At 67.0% G+C, this 17272-nt stretch carries 18 protein-coding genes; 6 read left to right on the top strand and 12 right to left on the bottom strand.

Annotated elements, in window-relative coordinates; genetic code table 11:
• A complete protein-coding gene (gene gpmA / locus JOY29_RS08785) occupies positions 1 to 690 on the top strand; it encodes a 2,3-diphosphoglycerate-dependent phosphoglycerate mutase (RefSeq protein WP_300973150.1) in 690 nt (229 codons plus the stop codon).
• 132 nt (positions 691 to 822) lie between these two features.
• The gene (locus JOY29_RS08780; RefSeq protein ID WP_300973149.1) at positions 823 to 975 is read left to right on the top strand and encodes a hypothetical protein; all 153 of its coding nucleotides are present in this window, start codon (positions 823 to 825) and stop codon (positions 973 to 975) included.
• Here JOY29_RS08780 and JOY29_RS08775 read toward each other — a convergent pair.
• The 5 genes from JOY29_RS08775 to lepA form a co-directional block, all read right to left on the bottom strand.
• Positions 935 to 1432 carry a MarR family transcriptional regulator gene (locus tag JOY29_RS08775; RefSeq protein WP_300973148.1) on the bottom strand — a complete coding sequence of 166 codons (498 nt, stop codon included), beginning with the start codon at positions 1430 to 1432 and terminating at the stop codon, positions 935 to 937. The two genes, JOY29_RS08780 and JOY29_RS08775, sit on opposite strands and share 41 nt — an antisense overlap.
• A gap of 52 nt (positions 1433 to 1484) precedes the next feature.
• Positions 1485 to 1931, bottom strand: coding sequence for a hypothetical protein (locus tag JOY29_RS08770; RefSeq protein WP_300973147.1), 447 nt, complete (start codon positions 1929 to 1931; stop codon positions 1485 to 1487).
• 28 nt (positions 1932 to 1959) lie between these two features.
• Positions 1960 to 2328, bottom strand: a complete 369-nt coding sequence (locus tag JOY29_RS08765; protein ID WP_300973146.1) for a hypothetical protein — start codon at positions 2326 to 2328, stop codon at positions 1960 to 1962.
• 50 nt (positions 2329 to 2378) lie between these two features.
• Positions 2379 to 2933, bottom strand: a complete 555-nt coding sequence (locus JOY29_RS08760; protein WP_300973144.1) for a helix-turn-helix transcriptional regulator — start codon at positions 2931 to 2933, stop codon at positions 2379 to 2381.
• A 280-nt stretch (positions 2934 to 3213) separates the two neighbouring features.
• The gene (gene lepA / locus JOY29_RS08755) at positions 3214 to 5037 is read right to left on the bottom strand and encodes a translation elongation factor 4 (RefSeq protein WP_300973143.1); all 1824 of its coding nucleotides are present in this window, start codon (positions 5035 to 5037) and stop codon (positions 3214 to 3216) included.
• Between the two features lie 199 nt (positions 5038 to 5236).
• Here lepA and JOY29_RS08750 point away from each other — a divergent pair, with 199 nt between their 5' ends.
• The gene (locus JOY29_RS08750; RefSeq protein WP_300973142.1) at positions 5237 to 8041 is read left to right on the top strand and encodes a pitrilysin family protein; all 2805 of its coding nucleotides are present in this window, start codon (positions 5237 to 5239) and stop codon (positions 8039 to 8041) included.
• Positions 8042 to 8111: 70 nt separating this feature from the next.
• Here the strand turns inward: JOY29_RS08750 and JOY29_RS08745 are convergent, their stop codons facing one another.
• Genes JOY29_RS08745 through purE form a run of 3 tightly spaced genes read right to left on the bottom strand, consistent with a single transcriptional unit; the run spans position 8112 to position 10176 of the window.
• Positions 8112 to 8618, bottom strand: a complete 507-nt coding sequence (locus tag JOY29_RS08745) for a hypothetical protein (protein ID WP_300973141.1) — start codon at positions 8616 to 8618, stop codon at positions 8112 to 8114.
• Positions 8619 to 8650: 32 nt separating this feature from the next.
• Positions 8651 to 9706 (bottom strand): 5-(carboxyamino)imidazole ribonucleotide synthase, encoded by a 1056-nt coding sequence (locus tag JOY29_RS08740; RefSeq protein WP_300973140.1) that lies wholly within the window; start codon positions 9704 to 9706, stop codon positions 8651 to 8653.
• On the bottom strand, positions 9703 to 10176 hold the full coding sequence (gene purE, locus JOY29_RS08735) for a 5-(carboxyamino)imidazole ribonucleotide mutase (RefSeq protein ID WP_300973139.1): 474 nt from the start codon (positions 10174 to 10176) through the stop codon (positions 9703 to 9705). Before purE ends, JOY29_RS08740 begins: the two co-directional genes overlap by 4 nt.
• Positions 10177 to 10299: 123 nt before the next feature.
• Between purE and JOY29_RS08730 the strand changes: the two genes are divergently transcribed.
• A complete protein-coding gene (locus tag JOY29_RS08730; RefSeq protein ID WP_300973138.1) occupies positions 10300 to 10881 on the top strand; it encodes a GGDEF domain-containing protein in 582 nt (193 codons plus the stop codon).
• A 22-nt stretch (positions 10882 to 10903) separates the two neighbouring features.
• On the opposite strand, the gene JOY29_RS08725 is transcribed toward JOY29_RS08730, so the two are convergent.
• Entirely contained in the window at positions 10904 to 12106 is a 1203-nt protein-coding gene (locus JOY29_RS08725; RefSeq protein WP_300973137.1) for an ABC transporter permease, read from the bottom strand.
• Positions 12103 to 13050, bottom strand: a complete 948-nt coding sequence (locus JOY29_RS08720; RefSeq protein WP_300973135.1) for an ABC transporter ATP-binding protein — start codon at positions 13048 to 13050, stop codon at positions 12103 to 12105. Before JOY29_RS08720 ends, JOY29_RS08725 begins: the two co-directional genes overlap by 4 nt.
• Positions 13051 to 13090: 40 nt before the next feature.
• Between JOY29_RS08720 and queG the strand changes: the two genes are divergently transcribed.
• Positions 13091 to 14134, top strand: coding sequence for a tRNA epoxyqueuosine(34) reductase QueG (queG, locus tag JOY29_RS08715; protein WP_300973134.1), 1044 nt, complete (start codon positions 13091 to 13093; stop codon positions 14132 to 14134).
• Here queG and JOY29_RS08710 read toward each other — a convergent pair.
• Complete coding sequence (locus tag JOY29_RS08710; RefSeq protein ID WP_300973133.1) at positions 14131 to 14484, bottom strand: hypothetical protein; 354 nt, start codon at positions 14482 to 14484, stop codon at positions 14131 to 14133. The two genes, queG and JOY29_RS08710, sit on opposite strands and share 4 nt — an antisense overlap.
• A gap of 92 nt (positions 14485 to 14576) precedes the next feature.
• On the opposite strand from JOY29_RS08710, the gene JOY29_RS08705 reads away from it, so the two are divergent.
• A complete protein-coding gene (locus JOY29_RS08705) occupies positions 14577 to 15569 on the top strand; it encodes an adenosine kinase (protein ID WP_300973132.1) in 993 nt (330 codons plus the stop codon).
• A gap of 79 nt (positions 15570 to 15648) precedes the next feature.
• On the opposite strand, the gene JOY29_RS08700 is transcribed toward JOY29_RS08705, so the two are convergent.
• Entirely contained in the window at positions 15649 to 17244 is a 1596-nt protein-coding gene (locus JOY29_RS08700; RefSeq protein ID WP_300973131.1) for an amino acid permease, read from the bottom strand.
• Positions 17245 to 17272 lie beyond the last annotated feature (28 nt).

Genomic DNA, 17272 nt, shown 5'->3' with positions numbered 1-17272 from the left:
ATGCCGACCCTCGTCCTTCTCCGCCATGGCCAGAGCCAGTGGAACCTCGAGAACCGCTTCACCGGCTGGTGGGACGTGGACATCACCGAGGCGGGCGAGGCTGAGGCACTCGCGGCCGGTCAGCTTCTGAAGGACAGGGGGCTCGACCTCGACCGCGTCTTCACCTCGGTTCAGAAGCGCGCCATCCGCACCGCCAACCTGACGCTCGACGCCATGGACCGCGCCTGGCTGCCGATCACCAAGGACTGGCGCCTCAACGAGCGTCACTATGGCGGCCTGACCGGCCTCAACAAGGCGGAAACCGTCGCCAAGGTCGGTGAGGAGCAGGTCAGGATCTGGCGCCGCAGCTTCGATGTACCGCCGCCGCCGCTGGAAGCGGACAGCCCGTATGCGGCCCTGCAAGACGACCGCCGCTACTCCGGCATTCCGGTCCCCGCGACCGAAAGCCTCAAGGACACGATCGCCCGCGTCCTTCCCTACTTTGAAGCCGAGATCGCCCCGGCGCTGAAGCGGGGCGAGCGCATCCTCGTCGCCGCTCACGGCAACTCGCTTCGCGCGCTCGAGAAGCATCTGTCCGGCATCTCCGACGCCGACATTACCGGCCTTGAGATTCCGACCGGTCAGCCGATCATCTATGAGCTGGACGAACAGCTCCTTCGCCAGGACCGCTACTACCTCAGCGAGCGCTGACACCTGCGTCGGCATCGCACCTAGCGTGCCTGGGCTGTTCCGTTCCGGGACACTGGACCTTCGCCTACTCCCGCTGTCAGAACGGCCGGCCTAGCGGCCTATCCGTTTGTGACTGCGAGAGAAGTTTTCAAAATGGATGTTCAGTTGATTGCCCATGCCGCCAACCTGCTGACGGAGGCGATGCAGATGCTCGACCGTGCCAACGCGCCGGCGGACATCGCAGCCCGTGTCGACGAAATCGTCCTCAGGGTTCGGGAGCTGCTCGCTGCCACCGGAACAGCTTGACCTCTTGTCGGCCAGAGCTTTCGTCCGACGCCTCACCGCAGAAATAGTCCTCGAGCGAAAGCTCGGCTTTCCTGGTTAGCTCGACGCAAACGCTTCGGCGATCCGACAGCTTGCGTTCTCGCGTGATGAATGCGCTGGACTCGAGATAGTCGAGCCAGCGGATTGCGGTCGTGAGAGGAACTGCGGTCAGCTCGCTCAGCTGGCTTGTGGTGAGGGGCGCAGCGGCGTCGTCATGTGTGTAGAGGAGCAGGAGGATGTCCCAGGCAGGCTCTCCGAACAGAGCCGGTGAGAAATAGCTGAGGCGGGCGCGACGTATGTTGATCTCCGATTGCGCCAGTCTTCGCGTGGTCCCTCGCCGCTCGTCGGGCCGCTTGTGATCCGCCGCCATAGTGGGTGCCTTCGTTGCCGTGATCTGCTGCAGAAGGTTGACCAACTCGGCAACAACAGCCGAGGGCACTTCTCGTCCTTCCGGCCTGTCTGCCACCGATGGCGACTGTTCGCGACCCCCCTTACTCACCGGGCACTTCCCCTGAAGTCGTTGAGGACCGGAGCAGCCCGGACCGATGATCGGCACGAATTCCGAAAAACATCACGAGGGCGATCGGGAGCGCCCAGAAGCTGCTGAGCGCACGATAGATCCTGGGGGTGAAGTCCGGCGCCACGACCGTGCTGAGGTGACTGGCCACCGCCACGAGGTGGAAGCCAGTCACCCACAAAATAAAATAGCGCTCGCTCCGCATCGCCATCGCCGCGAGTCCGATCAGGAGCAGGAAGTCTACCACTAGGATCCCATGCTCGGTCCTGACGAATGCGGCGCCGGTGTCCGCGGCCGGAATGCTGAGAAGGGATGCGCCAAGAATCAGGATCGCCACAATCCGTCCGTCCGTCCCGCCGCGCCAGCTTGCATAGGTGCAACTGGCCAGCGTGAGGGTCCAGAATGCAATTCCGATGATCATCCCTTGTCAGCCTCCATGCCGCACAGGCTCAGGCGTGCGCGCTTTCAGGCTTGGCGGCGGCTGGCGCTACGTCGCCGACAATAACGGTCGAAGCGGCCTTCCAGCCCTCGGGGCAGCCATAGCTGACGGGCGCAAGATTGCTCTGTGCCTTGATCTCCAGCATGTCCTTCAGCGCCGAAACCAGGTGGCCCCGTCCGTCGAGCACGCCGTTGATCCCTGCGGTGAGGTTGTTCAGCAGGCGCTGCTTCTGCGCGGCCGGCATGTTCGCCGATTGGGTCGCTTCGAGTACCGACACCACCATTCGCGCTCCATTGAGCAACGCATCGTCGACCGTGTCGAAGGCGCTGCGCACATCACCCGCGACGACGAGGCCCGCTCCGGGCTTAAGTTCGATCATGATCCACCTTCGCTTTCTGTCGCGCCCTTCGGGGGCACACCGACGGTCCGTCAGCGGAAGGTCATCATCACGCCGGCGATCAGCAAGACCAGTGCCGACAGAACGATCGCGGAGACACCGGCGACCCGCAGCACCGCAAAGGTGCGTTGGCTCAGCGTGAGCTCGTTGCGTCTTCCGCCCAGCGGAGGAAAGATCAGCGCTCTGGCAATCCCGCCTCGACCGGCCGTGGCCTCGGGATGGCGGGTCGGAGCCGTCGCGGCAACGGCTTGCGGCGGTGATCCCAATTGCTGGGATAGCCGCGCCTCATGGCCCTGCAGCGCCCGCGCCGCTTCGCGCCGGCTCGACGCGTTGAGCTTGGCCATGGCGCTCTTGATGTAAGTGTCGACTGTTTGCGGGGTTAGCCCCGTCTCCAGCGCAATCTCCTTGCTGGTCAGCCCGCGACCGATGAGTCGCAGACACAGCCGCTGCCGGTCGGATAGGCTAGCGAAGGCGCTGGTCAGGGGAGCCGACTGCTTCATTTCACGGACAAACCTTGCAGACTCCGGGGTCGTTCCACACACGAAATGCCAGTCGCCGAACCTGCTTTCTGGTTCGGCAAGCGACATCGTTCATGGAGCGTCCGGCGCGATACGGTTCAGCTCCAGGCACGATCGCGCGCCGGCCAAGCCTTTGAGTTCGGCGGTCGTAGATGGGGAATGCTTGAGCAAGGCAAAAGGCCGCATGCTGCGGTAATGCCAGCCGCCTCGAGGAGACGCCGACTACCTTGGCCTTCAGGCGAGCGTCACGGGAGCGCTGAGACCAGCAACGTGCGAAGTGCAACCCTCGCCAGGCACTTGAACAGACCAATTTGCGTCCCGATCCGGAGAGGTCAGGCGACCGCGGTGCTCAGCCCTCATCCCCCATTCGCAACGCCGCGATGAACGCCTCCTGCGGAATGCTGACGTTGCCATATTCCCGCATCCGCGCCTTGCCCTTCTTCTGCTTCTCCAGCAGCTTGCGCTTGCGGGTGGCGTCGCCGCCGTAGCATTTGGCGGTCACGTCCTTGCGCAGCGCGCTGATCGTCTCGCGGGCGATGACCTTGCCGCCGATCGCGGCCTGGATCGGAATCTTGAACATGTGCCTCGGGATCAGCTCCTTGAGGCGCTCGACCATGCCGCGGCCGCGCTGTTCGGCGGTGCCGCGGTGAACGATCATCGACAGGGCATCGACCGGCTCCTCGTTGACGAGGATGCTCATCTTGACGAGGTCGCCCTCGCGAGTCCCGATCTGGTGATAGTCGAAGCTCGCATAGCCCTTCGACATGCTCTTCAGCCGGTCGTAGAAATCGAACACGACTTCGTTCAACGGCAATTCGTAGGTCAGCTGGGCGCGGCCGCCGACGTAGGTCAGGTTCTTCTGGATTCCGCGGCGGTCCTGGCACAGCTTCAGGATGGGTCCCAGATATTCATCCGGCACGTAGATGGTCGCCTCGATCCACGGCTCCTCGATGCTTTCGATCCGGTTGGGGTCGGGCATGTCGGCCGGGTTGTGGAGGTAAATGGTCTTGGCATCCTCATTCTTCGAATGCGTCAGGTGCATCGTGTAGACCACGCTCGGCGCGGTGGTGATGAGGTCGAGGTCATACTCGCGGGTGAGCCGCTCCTGGATGATCTCCAGATGGAGGAGGCCGAGGAAGCCGCAACGGAAGCCGAAGCCGAGCGCTGCGCTGCTCTCCGTCTCGAAGCTGAAACTGGCGTCGTTTAGCCGGAGCTTGCTGATGCTCTCGCGCAGCTTCTCGAAGTCGGCGGCGTCGACCGGGAACAGGCCGCAGAAGACCACCGGCTGGACCTCCTTGAAGCCGGGCAGGGGATCGGCGGCGCGGCGCCTGGCGTCGGTGATGGTGTCGCCCACACGGGTCTGGGCGACTTCCTTGATCTGCGCGGTGATGATCCCGATCTCGCCGGGTCCGAGCTCAGGCAGCAGCTCGAGCTTGGGATTCATGCAGCCGACGCGGTCCACGAGGTGGCGGGTGCCGGCGGCCATGAAGACGATCTCCTGACCCTTGCGGATGAAGCCGTCGATCACACGGATCAGGATGACGACGCCGAGATAAGGGTCGTACCATGAGTCCACGAGCATCGCCTTGAGCGGCGCTTCGGTATCGCCCTTTGGCGGCGGAATCCGGTGGACGACGGCTTCCAGCACTTCCTCGATGCCGATACCGCTCTTCGCGCTGGTGAGGACGGCGTCCGATGCGTCGAGGCCGATCACTTCCTCGATCTCGGCCTTGACCTTGTCGGGCTCGGCGGCCGGCAAATCAATCTTGTTGATGACCGGCACGATCTCATGATCATGCTCGATCGACTGGTAGACGTTGGCGAGCGTCTGCGCTTCGACGCCCTGCGCGGCGTCGACGACAAGGAGGGCGCCCTCACAGGCGGCGAGGCTGCGGCTGACCTCGTAGGCGAAGTCGACGTGGCCAGGCGTGTCCATCAGGTTGAGCGTGTAGGTCTCGCCGTCCCTCGCCTGATATTGGAGGCGCACGGTCTGCGCCTTGATGGTGATCCCGCGCTCCTGCTCGATTTCCATGTTGTCGAGGACTTGGCCATGGGTCATCTCCCGCTCGGTCAGCCCTCCGCAGCGGAGGATCAGCCGGTCGGCCAACGTCGACTTGCCATGATCGATATGGGCAATGATCGAGAAGTTGCGGATCTTGGAACGGTCGGTCATGTCGAGAAGGGCCGCTAGCAGGAAGGCGGCACGCTGTCAGCCATGGCGTCGAGCCCATGCCCGGCGGAGAGCCGGAGCCCGTTCCCCGCCGCCCCGCCACTCGTCGAAGTCCAGCCGCCGTTTGTCGATGAACAAGCGTTCAATGACCTGAATAGCCCCACCCATCGCCGGTTCTAGTTTCCCGTGGAGCTTCAGACTCATGCGCCATCCGTTCCGACTCTCCTTGCTGCTTGCCGGCGCCTCCCTCGGCGCGCTCTCCATGCCGTCCGTCGCGGCTGCCCAGGGCACCACCGCCGCGCCGCTGCCCTCGCTCGTCAGCGAAGTGAAGATTCCCAACCAGGTGTTCAAGCTGCAGAACGGCCTGACCGTCGTTGTCCACGAGGACCGCAAGGCGCCCGTCGTGGCCGTCAGCGTCTGGTACAATGTCGGCTCCAAGGACGAGCCTCGGGGCAAGACCGGCTTTGCCCACCTGTTCGAACATCTGATGTTCAACGGCTCGGAGAACTTGCCGGACGATTACTTCAAGTACACCGCGCAGATCGGCGCGACCGACCTCAACGGCACCACAAGCTTCGACCGCACCAACTATTTCCAGACGGTGCCCAAGGCCGCGCTCGAGAAGGCGCTGTTCATGGAATCGGATCGCATGGGCTACCTGCTCGGCGCGGTGACCCAGGAGAAGCTGGATAACCAGCGCGGCGTCGTCCAGAACGAGAAGCGTCAGGGTGACAACCGGCCAGGCGGCCTGGTCCAGTACGAGATCTTCGGCAACCTCTTCCCGGCCGGCCACCCCTACCATCACACGCCGATTGGCTCGATGGCCGATCTCGACGCCGCCAGCCTCGCCGACGTGCAGCAGTGGTTTCGTGACAATTACGGGCCGAACAATGCGGTTCTGGTCTTGGCCGGCGACATCAATGCCGCCGAAGCCCGTCCGCTGGTCGAGAAGTATTTCGGAGCGATCAAGCGCGGCCCGGTGAACACGCCGGCGATGGCCGCCGTGCCGGCCGCCAGCGGCAAGACGATCGTGATGAAGGATCGCGTGCCGACCGTCATCCTGACCCGGGCCTGGGCCATCCCCGGCCTGCTCGACAAGCAGACCGCCGCGCTCGAGCTCGGCGGCTCGGTGCTCGGCGGCCTCGCCAGCTCGCGCCTCGACAATGCGCTGGTGCGCAATGAGAAGCTGGTCGTCAGCGTCTCCGCCGGTGCCCAGCCGCAGCACCGCGTCGGCCTGTTCACCGTCCAGGCGACCGTCCGCCCGGGTGTGGATCCGGCCCAGGTCGAGAAGCGTCTTGATGAGCTCATGGCCGACTTCATCGCAAGGGGGCCGACCCAGGCGGAACTGAAGCGCGCCGCCACCCAGGAAGTGTCCGGTACCATCAAGGGGCTGGAACAGGTCGGCGGCTTCGGCGGCAAGGCCGTAGCGTTGGCGCAAGGCCAGCTCTACGCGAACGATCCGAACTTCTTCAAGAAGCAGCTCGAGGAATATGCCCGGGTCACCCCGGCACAGGTGCAGGCAGCGTTCCGCCAGTATTTGGTTCGCCCGCCGCTCAAGATCCGCCTCGAACCGGGTGACCGTCCGGCCTATGTCGAGGCGAAGGGTGCGACTGCGCAGAAGGGTGCCGGTACCCCGCCGCCGCCCACCAGGCGCGAGCTTCCTGAGGTCGGCAGCTTCGCCGCGCTCGACTTCCCGACCATCCAGCGCGCGACGCTCTCGAACGGCATCCGCATCAACTATGCGCAGCGCAACGCCGTTCCGGTGACCACCATGGCGCTGGCGTTTGACGCCGGCCAGGCGGCCGATGCGCCGAACCAGCGCGGGCTCCAGGGCCTAGCACTCGGCCTGCTGGAGGAAGGTGCGGGCAGCCTCACCAGCCAACAGATCGCTGAGCGCCAGGAAGAACTGGGCGCCGACATCAGCGCCGGGTCCAGCCTCGACCGCAGCACGGTGACCCTGTCGGCCCTGTCGGCCAACCTCGCCCCCAGCCTCGACCTGCTCGAGACGCTGGTCGAGCAGCCGACCTTCGCCCAGCCCGAGCTGGAGCGCGTCCGGGCACAGGCGCTGACCGCCATCGCCGCGCAGCAGCGTGATCCGAACGGGATCGCGACGCGCACCCTGCCGTCGCTCATCTGGGGTGCCAGCCACCCCTATGCGACGGTCGGCGCCGGCGACGCAGCGGCGATGCGGGCCTTCACCCGCAACGACGTGGTCGGCTTCCAGCAGAAGTGGCTGCGGCCGGACAATGTCGAGATCTTCGTCGTCTCGAACCTGCCGCTGGCGCAGCTCACGCAGCAGCTCGAGCGCCGCTTCGGCAACTGGGCGGCTCCGGCCGGCGTCGCCAAGGGCGTCAAGCAGTTCGGCGCGGCTCCGGCCCGTCCGAGCCAGCCGACCATCTACCTCGTCAACGTGCCGAACGCGCCGCAGTCGGTGGTTGTCGCGGCGCAGGTGACCGGACTCGACCCGCGTGCCGACATCATTGCCACGCAGGCCGGCAGCGAAGTGCTCGGCGGCAACTTCCTGTCGCGCATCAACACCGATCTGCGTGAGACCAGGGGCTGGAGCTACGGTGCGGGCGGCAACTTCTCGCTGAACCGCAACGGCGTTCCTTATGTGCTGACGGCGCCGGTCCAGGCCGACCGGACCGGTGACTCGATCGCCGCGGTCAAACAGCAGGTCACCGACCTGCTCGGCACCAAGGGCGTGACTGACGAGGAGCTTGGCCGACTGGTCAGCAACAACGTCAACACGCTTCCGGGCCGCTTCGAAACGTCGAGCGCGGTGCTGAACGCGATGCTGTCGAACAGCCTGCTTGGCCGTCCGGACGACTATCAGGAGCAGCTGGCGGCCAAGTATCGCGCGCTGAACCAGGCCGGCATCGACTCCTCGCTGCGTCAGGCGATCGATCCCAACGCCTTCACCTGGCTGGTGGTCGGCGAGGCCGCCAAGGTGCAGCCGCAGCTCGCGAAGCTCGGCTATCCGGTGCAGGTGATCGAGCCCAAGTGAGGCCCAAGTCCTTGAACCAATGAGGACGGGCTCCGGCGGGAACGCCGGGGCCCGTTCCTTTTTCTACGTTTCAGGCGCCGGTGAGGGTGACGAGGCGCGGCCGCTCGTCGCTGGTCCGGAAGGTGCCCGAATAGCGACCGCCATTGCCCGTTGCCGTGCAATCGAGGCGGCTGCGGTCGACGGCAAATGGGGTGAGCAGGCACGAGCCCTTGGCCGGCTGGGTCCGGACGGCACCCCCGCGAGGGGCGACGATGGTCACCTGCTCGACACGCACCCGAGCCTGGTCGCCCTGGTTGCCGGCGACCCGGCCCCTGAAGCTCAGCAGACGGCGGTCATTGCCGGTGAAGACGAAGGAAACGGCACCCGAGGCATAGACGAGGTTGACCAGTTCCGGCCGGCAGTTGGTGCCGCGGCCGCCCGGCATCGCCAGCGCCTCGCAGTCGCCGCGCATGAAGCGGAGCGCCGCGCCGGGAGGCGCGGGGGCAGCGGCGTCAGTGCTGGCGGCGAACGCCAGCAAGGCCAGCGGCGCGAGGCGGTACAGGATCCGGAACTCCGATGGTCGGCTACGCGGCCACAACTCGCGAAGCCCCTGGGTGTTTCGTCGGCGGCTTAGCCGAGGCGCGTGACGTGCCCCATCTTGCGGCCGGACCGGGGCTCGCCCTTGCCGTAGAGGTGCGCATTGACGGCAGGGTCGGCGACCAACGCCGGCCATTGCTCGATGTCGTCGCCGATCAGATTGTCCATCGTCACCCGCGACGCCCGCAGGGTCGTGCCGCCGAGCGGGAGCCCGCAGATGGCGCGGATATGCTGCTCGAACTGCGACGTGGCGGCGCCTTCGATGGTCCAGTGCCCGCTATTGTGCACACGCGGCGCTATCTCGTTGACGAGGGGACCTGCTGCGCAGGCGAAATACTCGACCGTGAGCACGCCGACATGGCCGAGCCGCTCGGCGATCGCCGCGGCATGGGTGCGGGCTTCCGCCAGATGGCGCTCGATCGCCGGCCCCGCCGGCAGCTCCGAGCGGCGCAGGATACCGCCTTCATGGATGTTGCGGGTCGAATCGAAGAAGGCGACGGCCCCATCCGCGCCGCGCGCAAGGACGACGGAGAATTCCGCCTCGAAGCGGATCGCCTGTTCCGCCACCAGCGGCCGTTGGCCAAGTTCCTGCCACAGTCGGTCGGCGGCATCGGCGGAGCGAAGCCATGCCTGCCCCTTGCCGTCATAGCCGTCGCGCCGCGTCTTGAGCACGAGCGGGAGCCCGAGCGCCTCGGCCGCGGCCCTGATGTCGTCCGGCCCGTCGACCTTGCGCCAGGCGGCCGGGCTGGCGCCCGCCTCCTCGACGAACGCCTTCTCGGCCGCGCGGTCCTGCGCGATGGCCAGGCTAGGAGTGCCGGGCCTGAGCTTGCCGGCGATGGTCGCAAGCGGGCCGACGGGAAGGTTCTCGAACTCGTAGGTGACGACCGCGCACTCGGCGGCGAAGCGCTCCAGTGCTGGCACGTCGTCGAAGGCGGCACGCGTGAAGCTTGCGGCGACATCGGCGGCACAGGGCGATTCATGCGGGTCGAAGATGTGGCACCTGTAGCCGAGCGGGGCTGCGGCGAGGGCGAGCATCCGGCCAAGCTGGCCGCCGCCGATGATCCCGATGGTCGCTCCGGGAGGGATCACTCGGGCTGCTCGGCGATGCTCTCGGTCTGCCGCGCCCGCCAGGCGTCGAGGCGTCCCGCCAGGGCTTGGTCGGACAGGGCGAGGATCGAGGCGGCGAGCAGCCCGGCGTTGATCGCACCCGCCTTGCCGATCGCCAGAGTGGCGACGGGGATGCCGCCCGGCATCTGGACGATGGACAACAAGCTATCCAGCCCGGACAGGGCCTTGCTCTCGACCGGTACACCAAGGACCGGAAGGCTGGTCATCGATGCGGTCATGCCGGGAAGATGGGCCGCTCCGCCCGCACCGGCGATGATCAGCTTGAGCCCGCGGGCCTTCGCTCCTGTTGCATATTCGTACAGGCGCTGCGGTGTACGGTGCGCGGACACCACCTTTGCTTCATGGGGGATGCCGAGCTCGTCGAGAATGGATGCGGCATGTCGCATCGTCTCCCAGTCGGACTGACTACCCATGATGATACCGACGTCCATTAGCCCCGATCGCCTTCCTCAGCTCGGGCTGCTGTCTAGAGCGGCGCGTGCGTGCTGTCACCCGCTCCCCAAGAGCCTTGATCTGGGTTATGGGCCGTGCAGCCGTAAGCAGCGGGGACGGTGATGACGGACGAGCGACCGATGATCGACGATGATCCGCTGGTCCTGCGGGCGGAGATCGCACGGCTGCGCGCAACGGTCGCCCGGCTCGAGCGGCAGGTCGGCGAACTCGACCGGCTGGCCCATCACGACGCGCTCGTTCCTGTCCCCAACCGCCGCGGGTTCGAACGGCAGCTCTTGGCGCTGATCGACCGGGCGGAGCGCTATGGCGACTGCGGTGCGCTGCTGTTCGTCGACGTTGACGGGCTGAAGATGGTCAACGATAGCTTTGGGCACGAAGCCGGCGATGCGGCGCTGATCCATGTCGCCGAGCTGCTGACCGGCGGCGTGCGCCAGAGCGATTGCGTGGCCCGATTCGGGGGTGACGAATTCGCCGTGCTGCTCGAGCGGATCGATCTTGGCCAGGCGACCGAAACGGCGCTTCGGCTCACCGACCGCATCGCGGACAGCAGCTTCACCTACGACGGCAGTGCCATCCCGCTGTCCGCGGCTATCGGCATCGCCGAGATCCGGCCCGGCGACACGCCCGCAGCGGTGCTCGCCCGCGCCGACCAGGCAATGTACGCACAGAAGGCGGCGGCTTAGGCCGGGAGACGCGCCGGGGCGCTCACGCCTTGGCGGCCTTGCGCTTCCACCAGCCCTTCCTGCCACTCTTGCCGCTGAGCACGGAGCGGCGGAACCAGGCGGCCGCCAGCTTGAGGATCAGCGCCAGCCAGAGCATCTGCCATGCCAGTGCGGCAAGGTGGGGCAGGATCGCCGGATCCATCGCGGCGCGTGCCATCATCGCGTAGGGCGACGACAGGGGGAAGGCGGCGGCGAACAGGCCGCTTGCTCCATAGGGGTTGGTGACCGCCGCACTGGCGATGGCGAACAGCGCGACCTGGCTCATCGTGACCGGCATCGACAGGGTCTGAACCTCGCGCGCCGAGTTCGCCTGCGCTCCGATCCCGAGGAACGCCGCGCCGGTCAGCAGGTAGCTCATCGCGAAGTAGGCGCAGCCCAGGAACAAGAAGAAGGGCCAGCCGACCGCCGGCGCCGGAAGCGACATCAGGCGTTCCGAAGGCACGAGAAGCAAGGCCGCGGCCAGCCCGCTGCTGGTCCAGACGGCGATGCCGGTCAGACTGACGGTCATCATCGCGAACAGCTTGCCAAGGAACACCGTTTCGACGGGGACGGCGGCGGCGAGGATCTCGATGACCTTGTTCGATTTCTCCTCGATGAACTGCGACAACAGCATGCCGGACAGGAGCAGAGTCAGGAAAAAGAGCAGGGCCTGGCCGGCACGGGCGGTGGTGGCCCGTGCAGATTCGACCGCTCCGGACGCCCCGGCGACCCGCTCGACCGCGATGTCGGGCAGCGGGGCGGCTGCAGGCGACGCGCGGGCGATCATCAGGCGCACCTGCCCGCTCATGCTCCCGTTCCGCTCGACCGCGCCGATCAGGCGGGGATTGTCGAATGGCCGGACGAGGACGGCGACGACCGGCCTGTCCCTGGCGGCAAGCAAGGCCCGCGGGTCTGTGCCCGGGGCAGCCGGGACCAGTTGCGGGAAGCCGCCGACACCGGGGATGCCTTCGAGCTGCTCCCGGGCCGAAGCGAGACGCGCGAAGTCGGCGGGCGCGGCGATGACCGCCAGCTGCGGCAGTTCGCGACTGCCGACGTTCGCGCCGATGCCGGCGAACAGGCCGGCGATGGCCAGCGGGAAGAGGGGGCCGAGCAGGAAGAAGAGGAAGGTCCGGCTGAGCACGGTCGCCGCATAATCGCGACGGGCGATGACGAAGGCGGCCTGGAAGCGGTTCATCGAGCGGGTCACGCGCCGACCTCCTGCGCCATCGCTTCCACGGCACTCGCCCCGGCGATCGCGACGAAGGCGTCGTGCAGGCCCGGCCGCTCGATCGACAGGGTTTCGATGCCAGCACCGCCCTCAAGCAGGGCGCGAAGCAAGGGCTCGGGACCCTCCTGCGGGAGTTCGAAACGCCACTCGCGCCCGACCTGACGCGCTCCTGGCGGCAGGGCGGCACGCCAGGGGCCGTCGGCCGCCCGGGTCTGCAGGCGAACGATCGGGCGAAGCCGGCCGCGGGCCGCATCGACTTCGCCGGCGAAGGCGACCTTGCCGCCGGCGATGATCGCGATCCGTTCGCACAGGCGCTCGGCATGGGCGATCACATGGGTCGAGAAGATGATCGTCGCGCCGCCCGCCGCCTCGGCCCGGATCAACCCTTCGAGCTTCTCCTGGTTGATCGCGTCGAGGCCGGAGAAGGGCTCGTCGAGGACGATCAGCCTGGGCCGGTGGACCAGCGTTCCGAGCAGCTGCACCGTCTGCGCCATGCCCTTGGACAAGGTGCGGATCGGCTTCTTCTCCCAGTCCGACAGCCCGCGCTCGGCGAGCATGGCGGACGCGCGAAGGCGGCCTTCGGCAAGGGGGAGCCCACGAAGAGCACCCATGAAGGCAATTGCCTCGCGGGCGGTCATCGCCGGGTAGAGGCCGCGCTCCTCGGGCAGGTAGCCGACGTCCGATGCGGCTTCGAGCGGTGCTGCCCGGCCGAGCAGGCGGCGCGTGCCGCTGTCGGGATCGATGATCCCGAGCAGGAGACGCAGGCTGGTCGTCTTGCCCGCGCCATTGGGGCCGAGCAGGCCGAAGATGCTGCCGGTCGGGACCTCCAGGCTGACACCATCGACAGCGCGCTTGTCACCGAAATCCTTGACCAGATCGTGGGCTTCGACGGCAAAGTCGCCCCCACTCGCCTGCTGCAGCACTCGTCTGGTCTCCCCGTCTCGCCGCCTGTAGTGAGACCAAGTGCTTGAGCCTGCAAGTCTTAAGGAACGGATACGGGCGGAGGCCGAGCGGATCGGCTTCGTCACGTGCGGCTTTGCGCGCGCCGATGCCGTGCCGCAGGCGGGCGAGGCGCTGCGCGCGTGGCTGGCGGAAGGCCGCCACGGGACGATGGGCTGGATGGAGGAGAGGGCCGGCCAGCGGGCCCATCCGCAATCGCTGTGGCCGGAGGCCAGGAGCGTGATCGCGCTCGCCATGAGCTATGCGCCCGGAACCGACCCGCGTGCCCTGGAGGGGGCGCCGGATCACGGCCGGATCAGCGTCTATGCCCAGGGCGCCGACTATCACAAGACGGTCAAGAAGGCGCTCAAGGCCCTCGCGCGCTTCATCGTCGACAGCGTGCCGTCGCAGCTCAAGGTGTTCGTCGACACCGCGCCGGTGATGGAAAAGCCGCTGAGCGCCGCCGCCGGGATCGGCTGGCAGGGGAAGCATACCAATCTTCTTTCCCGCAGCCACGGCAACTGGCTGTTCCTGGGCGTCATCTTCACGGAACTGGAGCTCGAACCCGACGAGCCGGGGCGCGACCATTGCGGCAGCTGCACCGCCTGCATGGCCGCTTGCCCGACCGGCGCCATCGACGGCCCGCGCCGGATCGATGCCCGCAAGTGCATCTCCTACCTGACCATCGAGCATAGTGGCCCGATCCCGCTCGAGTTTCGAGAGGCCATGGGCAATCGCATCTACGGCTGCGACGACTGCCTTGCCGCCTGTCCGTGGAACCGCTTTGCCGAGCAGGCGCAGGCGAACAGGGCCTTTCTGCCGCGCGCCGAACTGGTCGCGCCGAGGCTCGCCGACCTGCTGATGCTGGACGACGAGGGCTTCCGGGCATTGTTTGCGGGCAGTCCGATCAAGCGGATCGGAGTGAAGCGTTTCCTCCGCAACTGCCTGATCGCGGCGGGGAACAGCGGCGATCCTTCCCTGCGCCCGCACGTCGAACGGTTGCGCAGCGACGAGGACCCGGTCGTGGCCGAAGCCGCCGGCTGGGCGGCAGGGCGCCTGACCGCCTAGCGGACCGGGAAGCTCGCCACGCAGACCTCGACGGGAATGGTCTCCCCCGTCAGCGGCCGCCGTGCGTCGGCATGGAGGACGGTCGCCGCTCCTCCGCCCTGGGGCGGGTAGAGGTAGGTGTCGAGGACGCAGGTCGCGCTCTGCCACTGGAGCTTAAGGCCCGGACCTTCGCTGACCCGGAACGGCGCGGCACCGAAGCGGCGGACGAGATCCGGTTCCGCCAGGCCCGACAGATTGGTGCGCACCGGCGGCGGCGCCTCGGGCCTCGGCTGCGCGGCCGGAGGTGCCGGTCGCGGCGTAGTGGCGCAGGCGCCGAGGATCAGGGCGGCAAGGGGGAACAGGCGGCGCATCGGGAAGGCCATGGCGGCAATGCGCTGGACTGACAAGCGAGTGGCGGCTACCCGCCCGCGCACTTTATCGACCCCATCATCCAGGAATTTTCATGACCGCTCCCCGCTACGACGTGCTGGCCATCGGCAATGCCATCGTCGACGTGATCGCCGACGCCGACGATGCCTTCCTCTCGGCCGAGGGGCTGGTGAAGGGCTCGATGCGGCTGATCGACGAAGCCGAGTCGACCCGCCTCTACGGGCGCATGAAGGCGGGGCGCGAGATCAGCGGCGGCTCGGCCGGCAACACGGCGGCGGGGCTTGCCGCTCTGGGGCTGAAGGTCGCCTACGCCGGCCAGGTGGCGGACGACCAGCTCGGCGCCATCTACGCCCATGACATCAAGGCGCAGGGCATCGACTTCATCGTCGCGCCCCGCGGCGGCATCGGCGCCACGGCCACCAGCCTCATCCTCGTCACGCCCGATGCGCAGCGGACGATGAACACCTTTCTTGGCGCGACGCAGCGGCTCGAGCTTGGCCACTTCGATCCGTCCGTCGCCGCCGATGCCAGCATCCTCTACCTCGAAGGCTATCTGTGGGATCCCGAGCTGCCGCGCGCGGCGATGGTCGAGGCGATGGCCGCTGCCCGCTCCGCCGGGCGAAAGGTTGCGCTGACCCTCTCCGACACGTTCGTCGTCGATCGCCACGGGGACGACTTCCGGCGCCTTCTGGACGAGGGGCGGCTCGACATCCTGTTCGGCAACGAGGCCGAGCTGATCGCCATGACCGGCGCGTCGACGTTCGATGCCGCCGTCGAGGCGCTGGCGCCGAAGGTGCCGCTGTTGGTCGCCACGCACGGCGATCAGGGTGCGGTCGCGGTGCGCGGCACCGAGCGGGCGCGGGTCGCGGCGGAGCCCATTGCCGATCTGGTCGACACCACCGGTGCGGGCGACCTGTTCGCCGCCGGTTTCCTTGCCGGCGAAGTGCGCGGGCTCGGGCTCGAAGCTTCGCTCCGGCTTGGCGCCATCGCCGCGGCCGAGGTGATCCAGCATTATGGTGCGAGGCCGGAGCAGGACCTGAAGGCGCTGGCTTCCGATCTCCTCTGAGCGGTCCCGCTAACGGGCAAAAGGAAAGGGCCGGTGCATCACTGCACCGGCCCTTTTCTTTTTTAGCTGTCGCCTGCGATCAGTCGCGCTGATCAGGGCCTTCGCCGCCGATGCCAGCTACGTTCGGCTGCAGCATGTCGACTTCCGCTTCCGGCACCTCGACGATGCCGCGGCCAAGGTGGCTGTGGCGGTAACCGTAGAGATAGTAGATGACGAGGCCGATCCCAGCCCAGACCGGCAGGACGATCATGGCTTCAAACGGAAGGTTGAGGAACAGGAAGATACAGCCTGCAATGGTCAGCGGGCCGATCAACCACAAGGCCGGTGTCCGGAACTTGCGCGGCCGGTTGGGTTCGGTCTTGCGGAGCATCATCACCGCAATCGCCACCATCATGAAGGCGTAGAGCGTGCCCGCATTGGCGATGTCGGCAAGCGCGCCGACCGGGAGGAAGGCCGCGGCCACCGCAACCACCGCGCCGGTCAGCGCCGTTACGATGTAGGGGGTCTTCCACTTTGGATGGATGGTCGAGAGCTTCTCGGGAAGAAGGCCGTCGCGGCTCATCACGAAGAAGATGCGGGTCTGGCCGAACAACAGGATCAGGATGACCGACGGCAGGGCGACAAAGGCCGCGATGCCGAGCATGTTGCCGATCGAGGAATAACCGATCTCGCGCAGCACGTGCGCAAGCGCCTCGTTGGAGCAGACCAGCCACTCGCTATACTGCGGGAGCGCGCACTGCCGGGCGAGTTCCTCCGAACCGGCCGGGAACGGAATGCCGTTCGGACCGAAGATCGGCTGACCGCCGGTTGGAGAGGCGCCAATCGCGCCGGCGGCGACCAGGATGTAGAAGACGGTGCAGAACAGCAGGCTGCCGACCAGGCCGATCGGCACGTTGCGCTGCGGATCGCGGGTTTCCTCGGCCGCGGTGGAGACCGCGTCGAAGCCGACATAAGCGAAGAAGATGGTCGCAGCCGCGCCCACCGCTCCGACACCCGAGCCGAACCCCCCGAACACGCCCGCGGGCAGGAACGGGTTGAATTTCTCGGCCTCGGCGGCGGGCAGCGTGAGGATGATGAAAGCGGTCAGGGCCGTCACCTTGATCGCCACCAGCACGGCGTTGACCTTGGCACTTTCGCTGGTGCCGATCATCAGGAGCCAGGTCACCAGGAGGGCGATCACCAGCGCCGGAAGGTTGATCAGGCCGCCAGGGGCGCCGCCGAGCGCCAGCGGACCGGCCGCAAGCCACGCCGGCAATTGCACCCCAAAGAACTCATTCAGGATGGTCCCTGAAAAATAGCCTGACCAGCCGACGGATACCGCCGATGCTGCGACCGCATATTCCAGCACCAGCGCCCATCCGACCGTCCAGGCGAGCAGTTCGCCCATCACCGAATAGGTGTAGGTGTAGGCGGAGCCTGCGACCGGGAGCATGGCCGCAATCTCCGCATAGCAGAGGGCGGCGACGATGCAGATGGCGCCGGCGATGGCGAACGCCAGCATCAGCCCTGGGCCGGCCTTTTGCGCACCGGCCGAGGTCAGAACGAAAATGCCGGTGCCGATCACGCAGCCGATCCCGAACAGGGTCAGCTGGATCGCGCCAAGCGAGCGGTGAAGTGATTTCTTCTCGGCCGTCGCCAGAATGGCGTCGAGCGGTTTGACGCGGGCAAATCTCATCAAGGTCCCCTTAGCGGCATGACTTAAG

Origin of the sequence: Sphingomonas sp. LHG3406-1 (genome assembly GCF_029637485.1) — a bacterium.
Classification (GTDB): Bacteria; Pseudomonadota; Alphaproteobacteria; order Sphingomonadales; family Sphingomonadaceae; genus Sphingomicrobium.
The sequence above is the reverse complement of the archived record's forward strand: the minus strand, read 5'-3'. Positions and strand labels throughout refer to the sequence as shown.

Excerpts from the sequence above, each read along its gene's own strand:
- JOY29_RS08710 (WP_300973133.1), bottom strand. The coding sequence starts at position 14,484 with ATGCGCCGCCTGTTCCCCCTTGCCGCCCTGATCCTCGGCGCCTGCGCC.
- gpmA (WP_300973150.1), top strand. The coding sequence starts at position 1 with ATGCCGACCCTCGTCCTTCTCCGCCATGGCCAGAGCCAGTGGAACCTC.
- JOY29_RS08760 (WP_300973144.1), bottom strand. The coding sequence starts at position 2,933 with ATGTCGCTTGCCGAACCAGAAAGCAGGTTCGGCGACTGGCATTTCGTG.
- lepA (WP_300973143.1), bottom strand. The coding sequence starts at position 5,037 with ATGACCGACCGTTCCAAGATCCGCAACTTCTCGATCATTGCCCATATC.
- JOY29_RS08750 (WP_300973142.1), top strand. The coding sequence starts at position 5,237 with ATGCGCCATCCGTTCCGACTCTCCTTGCTGCTTGCCGGCGCCTCCCTC.
- purE (WP_300973139.1), bottom strand. The coding sequence starts at position 10,176 with ATGGACGTCGGTATCATCATGGGTAGTCAGTCCGACTGGGAGACGATG.
- JOY29_RS08780 (WP_300973149.1), top strand. The coding sequence starts at position 823 with ATGGATGTTCAGTTGATTGCCCATGCCGCCAACCTGCTGACGGAGGCG.
- JOY29_RS08765 (WP_300973146.1), bottom strand. The coding sequence starts at position 2,328 with ATGATCGAACTTAAGCCCGGAGCGGGCCTCGTCGTCGCGGGTGATGTG.
- JOY29_RS08730 (WP_300973138.1), top strand. The coding sequence starts at position 10,300 with ATGACGGACGAGCGACCGATGATCGACGATGATCCGCTGGTCCTGCGG.
- JOY29_RS08770 (WP_300973147.1), bottom strand. The coding sequence starts at position 1,931 with ATGATCATCGGAATTGCATTCTGGACCCTCACGCTGGCCAGTTGCACC.
- JOY29_RS08700 (WP_300973131.1), bottom strand. The coding sequence starts at position 17,244 with ATGAGATTTGCCCGCGTCAAACCGCTCGACGCCATTCTGGCGACGGCC.
- JOY29_RS08705 (WP_300973132.1), top strand. The coding sequence starts at position 14,577 with ATGACCGCTCCCCGCTACGACGTGCTGGCCATCGGCAATGCCATCGTC.